Genomic DNA, 15,208 nt, shown 5'->3' on the forward strand with positions numbered 1-15,208 from the left:
CATGACGGGGGACGGCGACCACGACGCGGAGATCGTCGGGCGGCCGACGATGCCCCGGAAGCTCAACTTCGCCAGAGCGGGCGGGCTCCTGCTGGCGCTGGAAGTCGTCGGCGTCGTCGTCGGGTTCGGCTCAACGGTGTACTTCGCGGGGGCGCTCGGCGCGACGGCGCTCGGCGTGTTCTTCCTGTTCGAGGCCGTCCTGAGCACGCTCGGGACGTTCGCTGACTTCGGCATCAACGGGGCCGTCGAGAAGCGCATCAGCGAGGGAGAAGACCCCGACGCCGTCCTCGGGGCCGCGCTCCTATTGAAGGGGACGTTGGTGCTCGGACTGACCGCCCTCGTCGTCCCGTTTCGGGGGGCGGTCAACGCCTACGTCGGCGCGAACGTCGTCGTCCCGCTCCTGCTGGCGATGGTGCTGTACCAGTTGTCGATGCTCACCCTGCACGTCCTCAGAGCCGAGATGCGCGCCGACGAGACGGCCGCCCTCCAGTTCCTGCGACTCGCCACGTACGTCGTCGTCGCCGTCGCCCTCGTCCAGTTCGAGTTCGGGGCGATGGCGCTCGTCTACGGCCTGCTCGCGGGGTACGTCGCGCTGGTGGTGGCCGGCCTCGCCCGGATGAGCACCCGCGTCGCCCGCCCGTCGGTCGGGCACGTCGAGACGCTCGTCGACTACGCGAAGTTCAACGGGATCTGGGGGCTCGGCGGCCACGTCTACAACACGATGGACCTCCTCGTCGTCGGCTTCTTCCTCTCGGGGGCGCACGTCGCCGGGTACGAACTCGCCTGGCGGGTGACGGTCATGACCGGCGTCGTCGGCGGCGTCGTCGCCAACACCGTCTTCGCCCAGATGAGCGCGTGGGACGCCGCCGGCCAGCGCGACCGGATCGCGCCGACGGTGCGGGACGGCTTGCTCGCCTCGCTCGTCCTCGTGATTCCGGCGTTCGTCGGCGTGGCGCTGCTCTCCGAGGAGATACTCGGCCTCGTCTTCGGCCCGGAGTTCCTGCTGGCGACCGGCGCGTTCGTCGTGTTGATGGGCGAGAAGCTGGTCGCGGCGGTCAACAACGTCTTCGACGCGACGGTGCGGGCCGTCGACCGGCCCGATATCGGCGCGTACGCGACCGTCGCGTCGCTCTCGCTGAACGTGGTCCTGAACGTCCTGCTGGTGCCCCGGTACGGCCTCGTCGGGGCCGCCGCCGCGACGGGCACCGCGATGGCGGTCAACACGCTCGTCCTCGGTGGGTTCCTCCGGCGCATCATCCCCCTGTCGTTTCCGACGGGCGCGGTGGCGTGGTGCGGGGGAGCGGCCGCGGTGATGGGCGGCGCGCTGGTCGTCGCCGGAACGGTCGCTCCCGCGACGCTGCCGGGCCTCGTCGCGCAGATACTCGTCGGCGGCGCGGTCTACGTCGCCGTCGTCCTCGCGTCGCCGTCGCTCCGGGGGAAACTGCGCTCGACCGTCCGCCGGTTCGGGGAGTGAACGCCACGCGCGGAGAGGTTACGAGCCGGTCGTCGAGTTCGCCGTCCCGTTCTCGCCGTAGAGCCCGCGGTAGCCGTCGTCGCTGTGATAGATTCGAACGCGACCGGTCGTGTACACTTTATCGGCCCGCGCGTCCGCGGCGTCGAAGCGCGCCTCGGAGACGGTGAAGACGTTCTGCTCGCTGCTCGTGAGTCCCCGCCCCAGCGCGACGAGGTGGTGGGTCCAGCGGTCGCGGACGACGAGGAACGTCCCGCTGGTTCGCAGGCCGGACTCCCGAGCCCTGAGCATCCGCGTGGCGTTGTACCCCGTCGTCTCGAAGGCCCGGTTCGTCACGCGGTCCGTGGCCGCGCTGTCGTTCGCGTACCGCTGGAGGAACGCCGAACTCGCCCGCACCGACTGATACTCGGCGTCGCTCATCGACACCTGTTCGCGCCGTTCGTCGGTGTAGACGCCGTCCATGTCGTCGGCGCTCAGTACGGTGAACGCCGTCGCACCGCCCATCGACGCCACCAGCACGAGCGCCACCGCGGCGTAGCGGCGGTCGACGGCGAGCGCCCGCCGGAGACCGATGGCGAGCGGGAACAGCGCGACGATGGTCACGACGAACCGCAGCCGCTCGACCTGCGGGATCGGCACGGGAAGCGGGAGGAGTAGCGCCGACAGACCGAGCCCGGTCACCGCGAGCGTGAAGCCGCGGCGGTACTCGCGGGCGTGGTCGAGCAGCTCGTAGCCGGCCAGCAGGAGCAGTGACCCCAGTCCGGCGGCGTAGACGCCGGTCGGCGTCAGCAGCCACTCGACCGCGCGGGCGACGCTGTCGTCAGGGATCGTGAGGCCGTAGACGTACAGTTGCGAGGCGGGGATGGTCGCCACGTCGAACAGCACGCCCGCGGTCAACTGGACGATGCCGACGGCGACGACGCTCGGCGAGTACGACCAGTACGTCAACAGGAGCGCCGCCCCCGCGAGGCCGGGAAACAGCCAGCGGTATCGGAGCCCTCGCCAGCGGTCGGTCGTCTCGCCGAGGAGCGTCGGGCGGGCGAGCGCCACCGGGAGCGCCGCGGCGACGACGCCGGCGAAGAGGACGTACGTCAGGTGGTGCGTGACGACCATCGTCGCCACCAGCGCGAGGACGAACACCGAGAGGCGTCGGTAGGCTCGCTCGTCGTCGGCCGATAGCAGGCAGCTGTTGAGGTAGATGGCGACGAGCAACAGCGCGACGGCGAGCGCCTGCGGGTAGAAGTACAGCGCGTGATAGGCCGCGAACTCCGAGAGCGTGAGCGCCAGCGCGGTCAGCAGGCCGAGTCGCGTCGATCCGAAGACGGAGGCTCCGACCAGATACGCGATCGGGACGACGAGCGTGAACAGCGCCGCCCCCGTGAGGACGAGCGCGTCGTACGCCGGCAGCCCCGTCGCGTACGTGACCGCGCCCACGAGGAAGTGAAACACCGGGTAGAGGTCGTAGCCGTGCGGGATGGCCGTCGTGTATCCGACCTCGGTGAGCGCGTTCACCGCGGCGACGTGAGCGAAGGTGTCGGTGCCGCCGAAGTAGAAGCCGGTCGTGACGTACTTCCCGAGCCGCGGCGCGAGAAACAGCGCACAGAGCTGTGTCAAGACGGATGGCACCGGCGGCTCGCCGCGGAGCTGTAACGCGACCAGCAGGAATCCGAGCGGGAGGACGACGGCGAACGGCAGCAGGCGCGACCCCGTCTCGGCGGCGGCGACGACGGCCCCGGCCGACAGCGCGACGACGATCTTCGTCGCCACGCCAGACGAAAGTCGGCGGGAGTCGGCCGGGACGGCGATATCGCCCCGAGAGGCGTAAAAGAGGACGAGTGCGACGACGGCCCCGACGAGAGTGAACGCGGCTCGGAGGAGCGTCGGCCGCTCCAATACTGCGAGCGCGTCGAGGGCGAAGAGACCGGCAGCCGCGAGGAGACAGACCGCCAGCGGGACGTACTCGGCTCGGCGGAGAGTTGAGAGAGATGTCATCGAAGCGCTCTGCGTTGGCTATCTTTCAGGGTCGGATAGCAAAAGCGTTGCAGTCGGTAGCTACACTTAACAAACTGGCAATGCTCCCCCCAATATGAACCGACGGACGATGTTGCGGTCGGCGGGCGTCGGGGTCGTCGGCCTCCTGGCCGGCTGCTCCGGCGACGGCGGAGACGGAAGCGGCGGCGAGACGGGTAGCGACGGCTGGGCGGGCGGGACCAACGTCGCGATGACCGATAGCCTCAAGTTCGAACCGGAGACGCTCACCGTGAACGTCGGCGACACCGTCACGTGGAAGACGGTCGACTCGGTCGCCCACAGCGTCACCGCCTACGAGGAGAAACTGCCCGACGGCGCGGCCTACTTCGCCTCCGGGGAGTTCGATAGCGAGTCCGCGGCCCGGCAGTCCTATCCCGATGGTAGCGTCGGCGCGGACGAGACGTACAGCCACACCTTCGAGACCGCGGGCGAGTTCCCGTACTTCTGTATCCCTCACGAATCGGGGATGCGCGGCACCATCGTCGTGGAGTGAGGACCGACGCCGGACAGCGGGATACCCGTCGCTCCGGCCGGACTCAGCCGAGATACGCCGCGAGACCGTCTTCGAGCGCCACCGACGGTTCGTATCCCAGTCGCGTCCGGGCCTTCCCGATGGCGGCGACGCTGTCCTGGATGTCGCCCGCTCGCGGCTCGGCGCGCGTGATATCGGCGTCCGGTGCGACGCGGTCGCGGACGACGGTCGCCAGTTCGCTGATCGTCGTCCCGCGGCCCGTGCCGACGTTGAACGCCTCGCCCGTGGCGTCGGTGGTCGCCGCCCGCAGGTTCGCCTGCACCACGTCGGCGACGTTGACGAAGTCGCGGGTCTGCTCGCCCGTCCCGTGGACGGTCAGCGGCCCGCCGGTGCGGGCCTGTTCGGCGAAGGCGGTGATGACGCCCGCGTAGTCCCCGCCGGACTGACGCGGCCCGTAGACGTTGAAGTACCGCAACGCGACCGTCGGCAGGTCGTAGAGGTCGGCGTAGAGGCGGCAGTAGTGATCGGCCGAGAGCTTTTCGAGGCCGTAGGGCGACTCGGGGGTTTTCCGCGCCGTCTCGGCGACCGGGAGCGTCTCGGGCGCGCCGTAGATGGCGGCGCTGGAGGCGAAGACGACGCGGGCGTCCCGCCGTCTGGCTTCTTCGAGGAGGGCGAGCGTCGCGTCCACGTTGACCGCGTGGCTCGTCGCCGGGTCCTCGACTGACTGGGCCACGCTGACGATCGCCGCCTCGTGGAAGACGAGGTCGACGCCGTCCATGGCCCGGGAGAGCGTCGCTTCCTCGCGCACGTCGCCCTCGATGACCGTCGCCTCGTCGGGGCAGTGTTCTCTGTTGCCCCCGGCGAAGCTATCGAGGATACGAACGTCGTTGTCCGGGACCAGCGCGTCCGCGATGTGGCTCCCGATGAACCCCGCCCCGCCCGTCACCAGCACCGTCCGGTCTGTGACCGTCGCAGTCATGGCCACCCCTGCGCGAGCGGCGGCTAAATAGCCGCTGGTGCGACGAGAGAGCGACTCACTCCGGTAGCCAGGGAGCGCGCAGGAAGTGGACGAGAAAGCCCGAGCCGACGACGGCGGCGACCGCCACCCCGAGCAAGAGGGGCGTCGTCACCTCGATCGCGCCGAGGAACTCGCCGAACCGGACGCCGTCGTCGTAGGGGTACGCCGGGAGGAACGGGTAGAGGAGGAAGGTGAGGTCCTCCGTGCGCCAGTAGAGGAGTTCGACGTACGTGTCGCCGAGCAAGTGGCTGGCGTAGCCGAGCGCGAACGCCGCGCCGACCTCCGGATGCGACCGACGCCACGCGACCGCGAGGACGAGGGCCGAGAGCGGGACGGCGACCACGAGCGAGTGAGCGAGCGACCGCCCGGAGGGGAGGACGGAGAGCCACCACGCGAGCGGTTTGTCGACGAGGTCCGGGAGTTGCGTCCCGACCACGACGGCGATCAGTTCCGCCCGCGAGACGCGCCGGGAGAGGGAGACGGCGAGGACGAGGAGGAGGACGTAACCGAAGGCGGCGTGGGTCCACGGGAACATCGCTATCGAACGGATGCGACGGAATACCTTCAATCTGCGGTAGCGCGGATTCACCGGCCCGAACCCCACGTGATTATGCGCTCGCCCGCCGTACCGACGGTCGATGACGACACCGCGCCAGCGTCGCTTTCTATATGCCCACGTCGGCTGGACGCTGCTCGGTATCGCGCTGCTCTCGACCGTCGGGGCGTTGACGCTCGAATACGTCTTCGTCTGCTCGTTCGTCGGCCTCGTGCTCCTGACCGCGCTGACCGGCCCGGCCCACGCGACGCCGCGCTGGCGCACGCGACTCCGCTGGCCGCTCGTGGTCGGTGCAGTCGTCTTCGCCGCGCTGGTCGCGCTGCGCACGCTGGAGAAGTTCGTCGCGTCGCTGTGAGCGGGCGCAGGAGTCGATCTTCGGGAACCCTCCGTCACTCGAAGCGGCAGGTGAGGATCAACTGCTCGCCCTCGGCGACCGGCTCGACTCGAACCGGCCCCCCGACGACGCGAACGAGACCGACTCCCAGCACGGAGGCGACGGGGTGGTCGAACAGTTCGTCCGTACCGACGCGGCTGTCGGTGACGGTCACTTCGACGCCGCCCTCGACCGGCACCGCGCTGGCGCGGCCCGCGAGTTCGAGGTCGTTGACGAGCGCGTCGACGAGCACCGGCAGCCGCTCCTCGACCGTCGCGTCGGGAGCGTCGTCGACGGTCGCAAGCAGGCGCTCGCCGACCGGGTCGAGTCGGCGCTCGGAGCCGTCGACGGCGAGCGCCACTGACCCGTCTTCGGGAACGTAACGAGACGAACCGCCGCCCGTGAGACGGCGGGCGTTGCGGGCCATCGTCGCGTGGACGTCCGTCGTCACCGCGGCGGGCAGCGTCACCGTCCGCGTGACGACCCGGAGCAGGAACGCGGCGAACAGGGCGGTGCCGCCCCACGCGAACAGGAGCGTCTCGAAGTCGGGGACGGCGACGCCGCCCGCGAGGAGGAGGACGCCGAGGACGGCGAACAGCGATGCCGGGTCGCGCTCGCCGAAGCGGTCGCGGAGGCGGCCGCCGGCCGCGACGTGCGCGGAGTTATCCACCGGCGTTCACCACCGGTCGGTCGAACTGAGTTCCCATCGTATCGGCGACCAGTCTCGCCGAGCGCTTAGCTGTTCCCGTCATCGCTCTAATCGCCTGAGCGAGGGGTGGCCGTTGAGGACGTGCATCATCAGCGCCGTGATACAGAGTAGGAGGCCCCCGATGCCGAACAGGACGGCAGTGCCGAGCTGGATGGGGTACAGCGTTCCCGTCTCGACGAACTGCGCGACCAGCAAGAGCGTGACGCTCACGCCCAGTAGCGTGGTGATAGCGCCCGGAACGCCCACGATGAGCAGCGGGCGGCCGTACTCGACGGTCCACATGATGTTGCGGACCAGATCGAGGCCGTGCGAGAGCGACCCCTGCGTGCTGGAGTTCTCCACGTCGTAGGAGATGGTCGTCCCCACCTCGGCGACGCTCAGGCGGTTTCGGTGAGCGTGATAGAGGATGTCCGTGCTCGCACCCATGTTGTCGCCGATGGTCGGGTCCGCCGCGAGCGACCGGACGGCGCGTCTGCTGTAGGCCCGGTAGCCGCTTTGCGTGTCTCGAACCCACCCGCTCGGTCGAAGGTTGCCGAGACTGACGTTGGTGAGGTTGTTGATGAGCGCCAGTCCGAGCGAGCGGACGAGCGGAATCTGCGTGTGGGACTCGCCGACGTAGCGGCTGCCGATGACCACGTCGGCGTCGTCGCGGGTCTGGGTCTCGACGAGGAGCGGAATGTCCGCCGGGTCGTGTTGGCCGTCGGCGTCGATGACGACGAGGTGGGCCGCGTCGCGCGCGGCGGCCTCCCGAAACGCCGTCTTGAGCGCCCCGCCGTAGCCACGGTTGCGGTCGTGGACGACGACGGTCGCACCGGCCTCGCGGGCGCGGGTGCCCGTCTCGTCCCGGCTGCCGTCGTCGATGACGACCACTTCGTCGGCGAAGGCGTCGGCCCGCTCGACCACGTCGCCGATGCTCCCGGCGGCGTTGTACGCCGGAATCGCCACCACGACCGCGGGGCCGTCGTCCGTCTCGCGCCACTGTTCGGGGATGGCGATGACGTCGTAGTCGGCCCGTTCGAACGCCAGCGCTGTCCGGTCGTAGTCGATGCGCGGACAGTCCCGCGTCTGGAGGACGATCCCCGGTAGCCCGCGCTCTCTGGCGTGTTGAGACAGCAGCCGGTGGAGCTCCGACTGCGAGGCCCGCTGCCGGGGTGGCGAGAGGACGATCGCGCCGAGGTCCGCCAGCGTGTCGAGTGACTCCGCGTCGGCGTCGAGACCCGCGTACGTCGCTATCACCGTGTGCCCGCGCCGACCCGCTCGCAGGGCGGTGCGGTAGGCGGCGTCCTCGTTCGCCGCCGTGAGGACGACGCCGACGGCGGCGTCCGCCATCGCGCTCTCGTCGGCCGGCGATTCGGCGTCGGGAAGGGCGATCAGCGGCAGGTCCTCGTCGGTGACGCCCGGGACGACCGACGGGGCGACGTCGAGCGTCGCCGCACCGTCGGCTCCGACCCATTCGGCAGCCGTCTCGGTGAGTAGCTGCGCGTCATCGGTGACCGGAACGACCCGCTCGACGGAGGGAATCGGTAGATCCGTCTCGGGCGCTCCGCGAACGAGATAGCCGAGCGCGACGCGCTCGCCCGGTCGCGTCACCTGCTCGACGACGAGCGACCCGTCGCTGTAAGCGGTCGGGCCGCCCGTCGTCGGTCCATCCCCGGCGAGCGACGCGAGCGCGTGCGTCTCCGGAACCGACTCGATGAGCGACACCATCACGGGTTCGTCGGCCGTGGAGTGCATCGAGAGTGTCACGAGACGCGTGTCGGCGTCGACGCTCTCGACGGACTTCGTCACCGAGACGCCCGCTTCCCGTATTGCTTTCGCTGAGTTCCCGTCCCTTGTTTCCACTGAGTTCCCCTTCCCCGGATATCCGATATGTCCGTCAGTTGTGACCGATGACCGGACAGTTTACGTACCACTCGTACGCGGAACGCTGTCATATAGGTATCGGCATCGAACGCGCACTCACGCCGCCGTGACCGTCGTCCAGACGTGGACCTGTCTGACCGGCGATCGATCGTCCGTTCGGTACAGGCGATATGTCAGTCGGAGGCGTTCACCGGTCATCGACGGTCGAATCACGTGTCGATCGACGACCGACCCGCCGGCCTCGACCCGCACCGGAAACCGGACGAGTTCTCGCGACCGCCGGACGCGGACCGAGTCGCCGTCGACGCTGACCCGTTCGAGGCTGCCGACGACCCTCCCCTCGAACGACTCCGGTCCGCGGACGTCGACGCCGATGCCGACCGTCGCCGGTTCGCCGGCGGTCAGCCGTTTCGGTTGGCTATCAGCCCGCAGGTCACCCGCGGCGTTCTCGCCGAGGACGTAGAACGCCGTCACGTTCGACGACGGCGTCGAGTCCCGTGCGACGACGCCGACCGCGCCCGCCGCGGCGACCACCACGAGGACACTCAGCGCGATGCCGACGACTCCCCCGCCGGTAACAGCGTCTCTCGTCCGGGACCGAATCGTCGAGAAGCGGAGGCTGACGCGGGCGTCGGCCGGCGTTCGCCGACGGCGGTAGAACGCGAAGGCCGTCGCCGCGAGCGTCACCAAACTCAGTCCGGAGAGGACGGCGGTCCGCCGGAACCCCCAGACGGTGAAATCGAGGACGACGCCGACGACGGCGATCGCGACGACGCTCCCGCCGACGCTCAGGCCGAGCCGGGCGAGCCACGAGGTCTCGGAAAACGACGACGGGGCCGCCTCGCCCGCGCGGGGAAAGACCGCCGAGACGAGGGCGTAGCCGGGAACGAGGAGGACGAAGGGGAGACCGACCAGGATAGCCGCGGGCCGCCACTCGCCCAGCGGCGTGAACGCGACGGCGGCCGCGAGACCGACGCTCAGGACAACCCCCCACAGATCGGCCGCGCCGCCGTCACTTCTCGGCCCCGGACCAGTCATACCGACCTATCCGCGTCACCCGACAAAAAGGGCGCGGAGTGGGAGAGACGCGTTCGCCGTCGGTTCAGGCGCTCGCGCCCGGCCCGGACGGCGCGTTCGTCTCGACGGCGTCGCCGCCGGTGGACGCTTCGAGCAGCTCCCGGTAGCGGTCGCGGATGGTGACCGTGCTCACGTCGGTGGCCTCGCTGACCGTCTCCTGGGTGAGTTCCTCGTCGACGAGCAGGCCGGCGGCGTAGATGGCGGCCGCGGCCAGGCCGACGGGGCTCTTCCCGCTGTGGACGTTCTCGTCCTTGCCCGTCTCGATGAGGTCGCGGGCCTGCATCGCCAGTTCGTCGCTGGCGTCGACCTTCGAGGCGAACTTGGTGAGGTAGTTCGCGGGGTCGGGCGGGCCGATTTCGAGAGCGAGTTCGCGGTTGATGTAGCGGTAGGCGCGGGTGAACTCCTGTTCGTCGACGCGGCTGACGACCACCATGTCGTCGATGGTCTGGGGGAGGTTCGTCTGCCGGATGGCCGCGTACAACGACGCCGTGGCGATGCCCTCGATGGAGCGACCCGGCAGCAGGCCCTCGTCCAAGGCGCGGCGGTAGACGACGCCGGCCGTCTCGCGGGCGCTCTCGGGGACGCCGAGCGCGCTCCCCATGCGGTCGATCTCGCCCAGCGCCTGCTTGAGGTTGCGCTCGCTGTGGTCGCGGGTGCGGAAGCGCTCGTTCCAGGTGCGAAGGCGCTGCATCTTCTCGCGCTGGCGCGACGAGAGGGAGTTGCCGTTGGCGTCCTTGTTCTGCCAGCCGATGTTGGTCGAGAGCCCCTCGTCGTGCATCAGCTTCGTCGTCGGCGCGCCGACGCGGGACTTCTGGTCGCGCTCCGCGGAGTCGAACGCGCGCCACTCCGGCCCGTGGTCGATGGCGTCCTCGTCGACGACCAGCCCACAGTCGGCACACACCGTCTCGCCGCGTGTGCCGTCCTGCGTGAGGTTGCCGCCGCAGTCCGGGCAGGCGTGCTCGCCGCGCTCCGTCTCCTCCTCCTGGACGGTGCTGTCGCGTTCGTCGGCGTCGTAGGTGGTGAGTGTGGTCATGGTAAGGGAGGCGAGCGATGAGACCACCGCTCGCGTAGGTACTCTAATGGAAGGGTCCTACCCGTATCAGGTCTAGTTCGGCATGTGCCAAAGAAGTATGTCAGGCCCTCACACGCGGGAACGGCTGACGCGAAGCCGGGAGCCTTCGGCCACCGACTCGTCGGCCTCGACAGGACCCATCGACCGGGTGACGAACGAGCGGACGATCCACGCCTCGGCGCGCTGCAGGCGGTACTGCAGGGTCGAGCGCGAGACGTCCAGCGTCTCGGCGAGGTCCGAGAGGGACGTGTCCCGCGGGGTGCGGTAGTAGCCGTGTTCGACGGCCGCCTCGACGGCGGCTTGCTGCTCCGGGGGGAGCTCCGCGAGCGTCACCGCCTCGTCGGTCCAGTAGGAGGGGTCACCGAGCTGCCGGAACTCGACGGTGAGCCCGGGCCGGAGTTCGGCCTCGAGCGCCCCGAAGAGGTCGTCGACGCCCTCGTCGTCACAGAGCAGCAGCCGCCACTCGCAGCGACTGCCCCGCCGCTCCGTCTCGACGAGGACGCCCTGACCGACGTGTTCGATGGCGAGTCGGGGGATGGAGTGGCAGTCGCCGGCCTCCGACCGATAGCTGTAGACGGTGCGACTGCCCGCTTCTTCGGCGATGACCTCGTAGTGCCACTCGGTGTCGCAGTCGCGCGTCCCGATGCACTCCGTGCACTGGACCGGCCCGTCGAAGACGTCGTCTAAGCGTTCGAGGGCCTCCTCGGTGCCCGCGATGCGTTCGAGCCGCCACATCCCGTTGCTGGTGACGTTGCAGGCGATGGTCCGGGAGTGCGTCGCCGGGTTGTCGATGAACACGTCCATCAGCGGGTCCAGCCCCCGCTCGTAGTCGATGGTGAAGATGAACTCTCGCATTGCCCGTTCGTAGCCCGTCGAAGCATATATATCCACCCAAAATTTTCGGCGTGTGCCGAACGAGTGGCCTTGGTCGCGGACCGCCTGTCTCGGTGTATGTCGTGCTCACTGTCGAACTCGCCCGAGCGAGAGCCGTCCGAGGCTGGGGCCCCGAGCGGGCGACGTCCTTCCCAGAACTGGCGACCGACCGTCGTCCACGGGGCGCTCCTCTGGGCACTCTTGCTCGCGGTGGGGACACCCGTCCCGACCGGCCACCCGCTCTCGCTCGGCGTCTCTCTCGTCACCGTGTTCGCCGCGCCGATCCTGCCCGTCGCGCTGTTCTTCGATTACCGCCAGGCCAGACGAGTCGGGACCTGCGACCCCGGTCTCGTTGCATACTTCCACAATCTCGCGTGGGACGTGCGGACGCTGCTCACCCGCGGCGACCCCCTAGGGAGCGCGCGCCGGCAGTTCGATACGTGCTGAATCCCGCTCTGACTGCCGGGAGCGAGCCGCGTCCAGCCACTCGGGGTCGTCGACGGTCGTCGCGCCGACGCCGGTCAGCGCGTAGTGCCACTTCGCGGAGACCGGCTCGCCGTCGTCAGTCTCGCCGGTGAGCGTCCACTGGGTCTTGCGCGCCAGCCCGTCCCCGTCGACGAGGACGACGACAGTGAAGTCGGTCACCGTGACGTTCTCGTCGCTGCCGAACGCGCTCGCGCCGTACTGTCGCCACAAGTGCGGATCGGTGTACTCGTAGCGGTCGACGGTGACACCGTCGAACGTCTCCTGCCCGACGAACTCCGCGTCCTCGACCGACTCGTAGCCGAAGGAGCCGCGGGCCAGCGCCGACTCGAACGTGTCGTCGGCCCCGTCGACTACCTGATAGAACTCCTCCTCGCCGTCGCCGTAGCGCGTGTAGGTCGTCCCGTCGGCGTAGAACGTCTCGAAGTCCATCCGGGAGTCGGGACCGACCGTGCTGAGCCGCTCCACCGAGCGGTTCTTCTCGAGGTCCACGAGGTACGTGCTGGTGACCGCGGACTCGGTCCCGTCGCTTTCGGTCACGGCGAAGGACCACTCGGCGGTGAAACTCCCCGCATCGGCGAGGAGCCGTTCGGACTCGGTCACGTCGAGCCCGCTTTCGGCGGCCGAGCCGTCGCCCGCGCCGTCGCTCGCGCCGTCGTCGCTCGCCGACCCGTCGGCGTCCGTCGCGCCGCCCTCGGAGACGGGATCGCCGCCGGTACAGCCGGCCAGCAGCACCATCACTCCCACGAACAGCGTCGCCAATCGAACGTGATTCATCACCGTCTAGAGAGGGCGGTAGAGGGCATAAGCTAGTACGATTGATACGATCCGGTCACCGAGTGGCTATCGAGAGAGCACCGCTTACAGCCACCCGGTATCGGAGGGTCGCCCGCATTTTAACAGCCCGCGGGATTCCCGGCCGACGGGAAGCGTGGCACGTGCAGGCTGAACGGCCAGGGGGACGCGTTCCGAACACACGGTTACGATGGCAACACTATCCGACGACGACGAGGGCAAAGACGTCGTCACGGCCGGCGGCGAGAAGATCGGCATCGTCAAAGAGGTCGACCGCGGGACGGCCTACGTCGACCCCAACGCCGGACTGACCGACGAGCTGAAGTCGGTGCTCGGCTGGGGAGACCGCGACGAGGACACGTATCCCATCAAGGCCGACGCGGTGGCCGAGACGACCGACGACGAGCTGCATCTCGACCGCGGCCGGTAGCCGCGTCGTTTCCTCTTTCCCCGCGACCTCGTGCGTTCGCGAACCCTGCACCTGCCGGGAAGAGGCTTATTCGGCGGAGCCGCCATGTACGAATATGGAAAACGAGATCGACGTCTCCGGGACGAACGCGGACGACGGGACCGGCGAGACGAACAGCGAGGAGGCGGCGGGGCAAGAGATCCCCGTCGAGACGGAAGCAGACAGCGAGGACGCATCGGGAGACGTGACCGTCGAGACCGACGGAAACGGGCAGGCGACGGCCCGCGAGGAGGCCGCCCTCCAGCGGGTCGAGTCGGTGAGTAACCTGCTCGACGACGCGATCCCGGTGCCGGGGACCGACTTCCGTATCGGGCTCGACCCGATCCTCAGCGTCGTCCCGGTCGCCGGTGACATCATCGCGGGGGCCTTCTCGCTGTATCCCATCGTGGAGGCAGTCCGCCTCGACGTTCCGCGGAACACGCTGGCGAAGATGCTCCTCCTGGTCGCCGTCGACATCGCGGGCGGTTCGGTCCCCGTCCTGGGGACGGTGTTCGACGCCTTCTGGAAGGCCAACGAGTGGAACCACGGGATACTCGAAGACCACGTTCACCAGAGCTAAGGGGCCCCGTCCGCCGTCGCAGTCTCGTTTTCGAGCCCGTCGACGATAGCGAACGGCCGCCTCTCGCGGCACCGGTCTCGCGTTCGACGAGCCGACGGTGAGCGGTCGTCGAGTGGCGGGTATCCAGCGACTTGCGAGCCGCGTCTTCGGCATGTTTATCGTTATCCGGGCGCGCAATTACGCAAATTGAATGTCTCTATCGGCATTTTTCGGTTATAAGTCCCAATATAGAGTCGATTTCGTATATTTCACCGCATAATCTCCAGTCCTGAGACTTTTTAACTCGCATTCGAAACAATACGTGCCGCTCACCGATACTTCGAGCCGCATCGTCGCCGCGTCCGTCTCACGAGTCGAGCGTGATCATCCCCTTGATCGCCGTCGGTTCCATCGCCCGCTGGAACGCCGCCTCGACGTCGTCGAGCGGGGACTCGAAGTCGACGATGCCCTCGACGTCCACGGCGTCGTCGGCGAGGAGGTCGACGGCCGCGTCGTAGGTGTTCTTGTAGCGAAAGGAGCCGTGGACGTCGATCTCGTTGTCGATGACCTCCAGCACGTCGAACGGGACGGTGGCCTCGTCGGCCAGTCCGACGAGGACGACGGTGCCGCCGCGGCGGACGGCGTCCACCGTCGACTGGATGGACGGGTCGGCACCGGACGCCTCGACAACGACGTCCGCGCCGATCCCGCCGGTGTACTCGTCGATCGCGGTCTCGAGGTCCGTTTCGGTCACATCGACGGTCAAGTCGGCCCCGCGCTCGGCGGCGAAGTCGAGTTTCTCCCCGACGACGTCCGAGACGACGATATCGGTCGCACCCGCGGCGCGGGCGGCCTCCATCGCCAGCAGGCCGATGGGGCCGGCCCCGGTGACGAGGACGGTGTCGCCGGTCCCGACGTTCCCCCGACGACACGCGTGGATACCGACCGAGAGGGGTTCACAGAGCGCCCCCTCGACGGTGGAGACGCTCTCGGGCAGTTCGTAGGCGAAGTCGGCAGGCCAGGCGACGTACTCCGCGAACGCGCCGTCGTGGGGCGGCGTCGCCATGAACCGCACGTCTTCACAGAGGTGGTAGTCGCCGCGCTTGCAGTGGGCGCAGCGACGGCAGGGGACGCCGGGCTCCAGCGCGACGCGGTCGCCGGGTTCGAGCCCGGTGACGTTCTCACCGGCCTCGACGACTTCGCCCGCGCTCTCGTGGCCGAGGACGAGCGGGTAGTCGACGACGTAGTCGCCGATACGGCCGTGTTCGTAGTAGTGGATGTCCGAGCCACAGATGCCCACGTCCCGGATGGCGACGAGGACGTCGTCGGGGCCGGGCGACGGTCGCGGGCGCTCTTCCAGTTCGAAGTGAGTGGGTTCGGCCAGTACTGCGGTGCGCATACGTACTCT

Annotated in this window: 16 protein-coding genes; 6 read left to right on the forward strand and 10 right to left on the reverse strand. The window is 69.0% G+C overall.

The genetic code is table 11. The features are described from left to right. Nucleotide 1: 1 nt before the first annotated feature. Entirely contained in the window at nucleotides 2-1,474 is a 1,473-nt protein-coding gene (locus GO488_RS06995; protein WP_241692908.1) for a lipopolysaccharide biosynthesis protein, read from the forward strand. 18 nt (nucleotides 1,475-1,492) lie between these two features. Here GO488_RS06995 and GO488_RS07000 read toward each other — a convergent pair whose 3' ends face one another. After that, nucleotides 1,493-3,463, reverse strand: a complete 1,971-nt coding sequence (locus tag GO488_RS07000) for a hypothetical protein (protein ID WP_206674386.1) — start codon at nucleotides 3,461-3,463, stop codon at nucleotides 1,493-1,495. Between the two features lie 94 nt (nucleotides 3,464-3,557). On the opposite strand from GO488_RS07000, the gene GO488_RS07005 reads away from it, so the two are divergent. Continuing rightward, nucleotides 3,558-3,995 (forward strand): cupredoxin domain-containing protein, encoded by a 438-nt coding sequence (locus tag GO488_RS07005; protein ID WP_162317053.1) that lies wholly within the window; start codon nucleotides 3,558-3,560, stop codon nucleotides 3,993-3,995. A gap of 43 nt (nucleotides 3,996-4,038) precedes the next feature. Here GO488_RS07005 and GO488_RS07010 read toward each other — a convergent pair whose 3' ends face one another. Both GO488_RS07010 and GO488_RS07015 read right to left on the reverse strand, forming a co-directional pair. Next, nucleotides 4,039-4,953 (reverse strand): NAD-dependent epimerase/dehydratase family protein, encoded by a 915-nt coding sequence (locus tag GO488_RS07010; RefSeq protein ID WP_162317054.1) that lies wholly within the window; start codon nucleotides 4,951-4,953, stop codon nucleotides 4,039-4,041. Between the two features lie 55 nt (nucleotides 4,954-5,008). After that, the gene (locus GO488_RS07015) at nucleotides 5,009-5,527 is read right to left on the reverse strand and encodes a metal-dependent hydrolase (protein WP_162317055.1); all 519 of its coding nucleotides are present in this window, start codon (nucleotides 5,525-5,527) and stop codon (nucleotides 5,009-5,011) included. A gap of 103 nt (nucleotides 5,528-5,630) precedes the next feature. Here GO488_RS07015 and GO488_RS07020 point away from each other — a divergent pair, with 103 nt between their 5' ends. Next, the gene (locus GO488_RS07020; RefSeq protein WP_162317056.1) at nucleotides 5,631-5,903 is read left to right on the forward strand and encodes a DUF8044 family membrane protein; all 273 of its coding nucleotides are present in this window, start codon (nucleotides 5,631-5,633) and stop codon (nucleotides 5,901-5,903) included. Between the two features lie 34 nt (nucleotides 5,904-5,937). On the opposite strand, the gene GO488_RS07025 is transcribed toward GO488_RS07020, so the two are convergent. The 5 genes from GO488_RS07025 to GO488_RS07045 all read right to left on the reverse strand — a co-directional run bounded on the left by GO488_RS07025 (nucleotide 5,938) and on the right by GO488_RS07045 (nucleotide 11,497). After that, the gene (locus GO488_RS07025; RefSeq protein ID WP_162317057.1) at nucleotides 5,938-6,591 is read right to left on the reverse strand and encodes a DUF7982 domain-containing protein; all 654 of its coding nucleotides are present in this window, start codon (nucleotides 6,589-6,591) and stop codon (nucleotides 5,938-5,940) included. A 78-nt stretch (nucleotides 6,592-6,669) separates the two neighbouring features. Further along, on the reverse strand, nucleotides 6,670-8,472 hold the full coding sequence (locus GO488_RS07030) for a glycosyltransferase family 2 protein (RefSeq protein ID WP_162317058.1): 1,803 nt from the start codon (nucleotides 8,470-8,472) through the stop codon (nucleotides 6,670-6,672). 117 nt (nucleotides 8,473-8,589) lie between these two features. Further along, nucleotides 8,590-9,531, reverse strand: a complete 942-nt coding sequence (locus GO488_RS07035) for a DUF1616 domain-containing protein (protein WP_162317059.1) — start codon at nucleotides 9,529-9,531, stop codon at nucleotides 8,590-8,592. Nucleotides 9,532-9,595: 64 nt separating this feature from the next. Further along, nucleotides 9,596-10,603 carry a transcription initiation factor IIB gene (locus GO488_RS07040; RefSeq protein WP_162317060.1) on the reverse strand — a complete coding sequence of 336 codons (1,008 nt, stop codon included), beginning with the start codon at nucleotides 10,601-10,603 and terminating at the stop codon, nucleotides 9,596-9,598. A 108-nt stretch (nucleotides 10,604-10,711) separates the two neighbouring features. Further along, nucleotides 10,712-11,497 carry a helix-turn-helix domain-containing protein gene (locus GO488_RS07045; protein ID WP_162317061.1) on the reverse strand — a complete coding sequence of 262 codons (786 nt, stop codon included), beginning with the start codon at nucleotides 11,495-11,497 and terminating at the stop codon, nucleotides 10,712-10,714. A gap of 96 nt (nucleotides 11,498-11,593) precedes the next feature. Here GO488_RS07045 and GO488_RS07050 point away from each other — a divergent pair, with 96 nt between their 5' ends. Continuing rightward, entirely contained in the window at nucleotides 11,594-11,962 is a 369-nt protein-coding gene (locus tag GO488_RS07050) for a hypothetical protein (protein ID WP_162317062.1), read from the forward strand. Here the strand turns inward: GO488_RS07050 and GO488_RS07055 are convergent. Beyond that, on the reverse strand, nucleotides 11,927-12,775 hold the full coding sequence (locus GO488_RS07055) for a DUF7537 family lipoprotein (protein WP_162317063.1): 849 nt from the start codon (nucleotides 12,773-12,775) through the stop codon (nucleotides 11,927-11,929). The genes GO488_RS07050 and GO488_RS07055 overlap by 36 nt on opposite strands. 208 nt (nucleotides 12,776-12,983) lie before the next feature. Between GO488_RS07055 and GO488_RS07060 the strand changes: the two genes are divergently transcribed. Together GO488_RS07060 and GO488_RS07065 are read left to right on the forward strand one after the other, a co-directional pair. Then, complete coding sequence (locus GO488_RS07060) at nucleotides 12,984-13,223, forward strand: PRC-barrel domain containing protein (RefSeq protein ID WP_162317064.1); 240 nt, start codon at nucleotides 12,984-12,986, stop codon at nucleotides 13,221-13,223. Nucleotides 13,224-13,317: 94 nt separating this feature from the next. Beyond that, on the forward strand, nucleotides 13,318-13,821 hold the full coding sequence (locus GO488_RS07065; protein ID WP_162317065.1) for a DUF4112 domain-containing protein: 504 nt from the start codon (nucleotides 13,318-13,320) through the stop codon (nucleotides 13,819-13,821). Nucleotides 13,822-14,167: 346 nt separating this feature from the next. On the opposite strand, the gene GO488_RS07070 is transcribed toward GO488_RS07065, so the two are convergent. Next, nucleotides 14,168-15,199 carry an NAD(P)-dependent alcohol dehydrogenase gene (locus GO488_RS07070; RefSeq protein ID WP_162317066.1) on the reverse strand — a complete coding sequence of 344 codons (1,032 nt, stop codon included), beginning with the start codon at nucleotides 15,197-15,199 and terminating at the stop codon, nucleotides 14,168-14,170. Nucleotides 15,200-15,208: the final 9 nt, after the last annotated feature.

Source organism: Haloarcula limicola, assembly GCF_010119205.1.
GTDB classification, from domain to species: Archaea; Halobacteriota; Halobacteria; order Halobacteriales; family Haloarculaceae; genus Haloarcula; species Haloarcula limicola.

Bases quoted from the DNA above. Each gene is read 5' to 3' on its own strand.
- GO488_RS06995 (WP_241692908.1), top strand. From the start codon at position 2: ATGACGGGGGACGGCGACCACGACGCGGAGATCGTCGGGCGGCCGACG.
- GO488_RS07000 (WP_206674386.1), bottom strand. From the start codon at position 3,463: ATGACATCTCTCTCAACTCTCCGCCGAGCCGAGTACGTCCCGCTGGCG.
- GO488_RS07005 (WP_162317053.1), top strand. From the start codon at position 3,558: ATGAACCGACGGACGATGTTGCGGTCGGCGGGCGTCGGGGTCGTCGGC.
- GO488_RS07010 (WP_162317054.1), bottom strand. From the start codon at position 4,953: ATGACTGCGACGGTCACAGACCGGACGGTGCTGGTGACGGGCGGGGCG.
- GO488_RS07015 (WP_162317055.1), bottom strand. From the start codon at position 5,527: ATGTTCCCGTGGACCCACGCCGCCTTCGGTTACGTCCTCCTCCTCGTC.
- GO488_RS07020 (WP_162317056.1), top strand. From the start codon at position 5,631: ATGACGACACCGCGCCAGCGTCGCTTTCTATATGCCCACGTCGGCTGG.
- GO488_RS07035 (WP_162317059.1), bottom strand. From the start codon at position 9,531: ATGACTGGTCCGGGGCCGAGAAGTGACGGCGGCGCGGCCGATCTGTGG.
- GO488_RS07040 (WP_162317060.1), bottom strand. From the start codon at position 10,603: ATGACCACACTCACCACCTACGACGCCGACGAACGCGACAGCACCGTC.
- GO488_RS07045 (WP_162317061.1), bottom strand. From the start codon at position 11,497: ATGCGAGAGTTCATCTTCACCATCGACTACGAGCGGGGGCTGGACCCG.
- GO488_RS07050 (WP_162317062.1), top strand. From the start codon at position 11,594: ATGTCGTGCTCACTGTCGAACTCGCCCGAGCGAGAGCCGTCCGAGGCT.
- GO488_RS07055 (WP_162317063.1), bottom strand. From the start codon at position 12,775: ATGAATCACGTTCGATTGGCGACGCTGTTCGTGGGAGTGATGGTGCTG.
- GO488_RS07060 (WP_162317064.1), top strand. From the start codon at position 12,984: ATGGCAACACTATCCGACGACGACGAGGGCAAAGACGTCGTCACGGCC.
- GO488_RS07065 (WP_162317065.1), top strand. From the start codon at position 13,318: ATGGAAAACGAGATCGACGTCTCCGGGACGAACGCGGACGACGGGACC.
- GO488_RS07070 (WP_162317066.1), bottom strand. From the start codon at position 15,199: ATGCGCACCGCAGTACTGGCCGAACCCACTCACTTCGAACTGGAAGAG.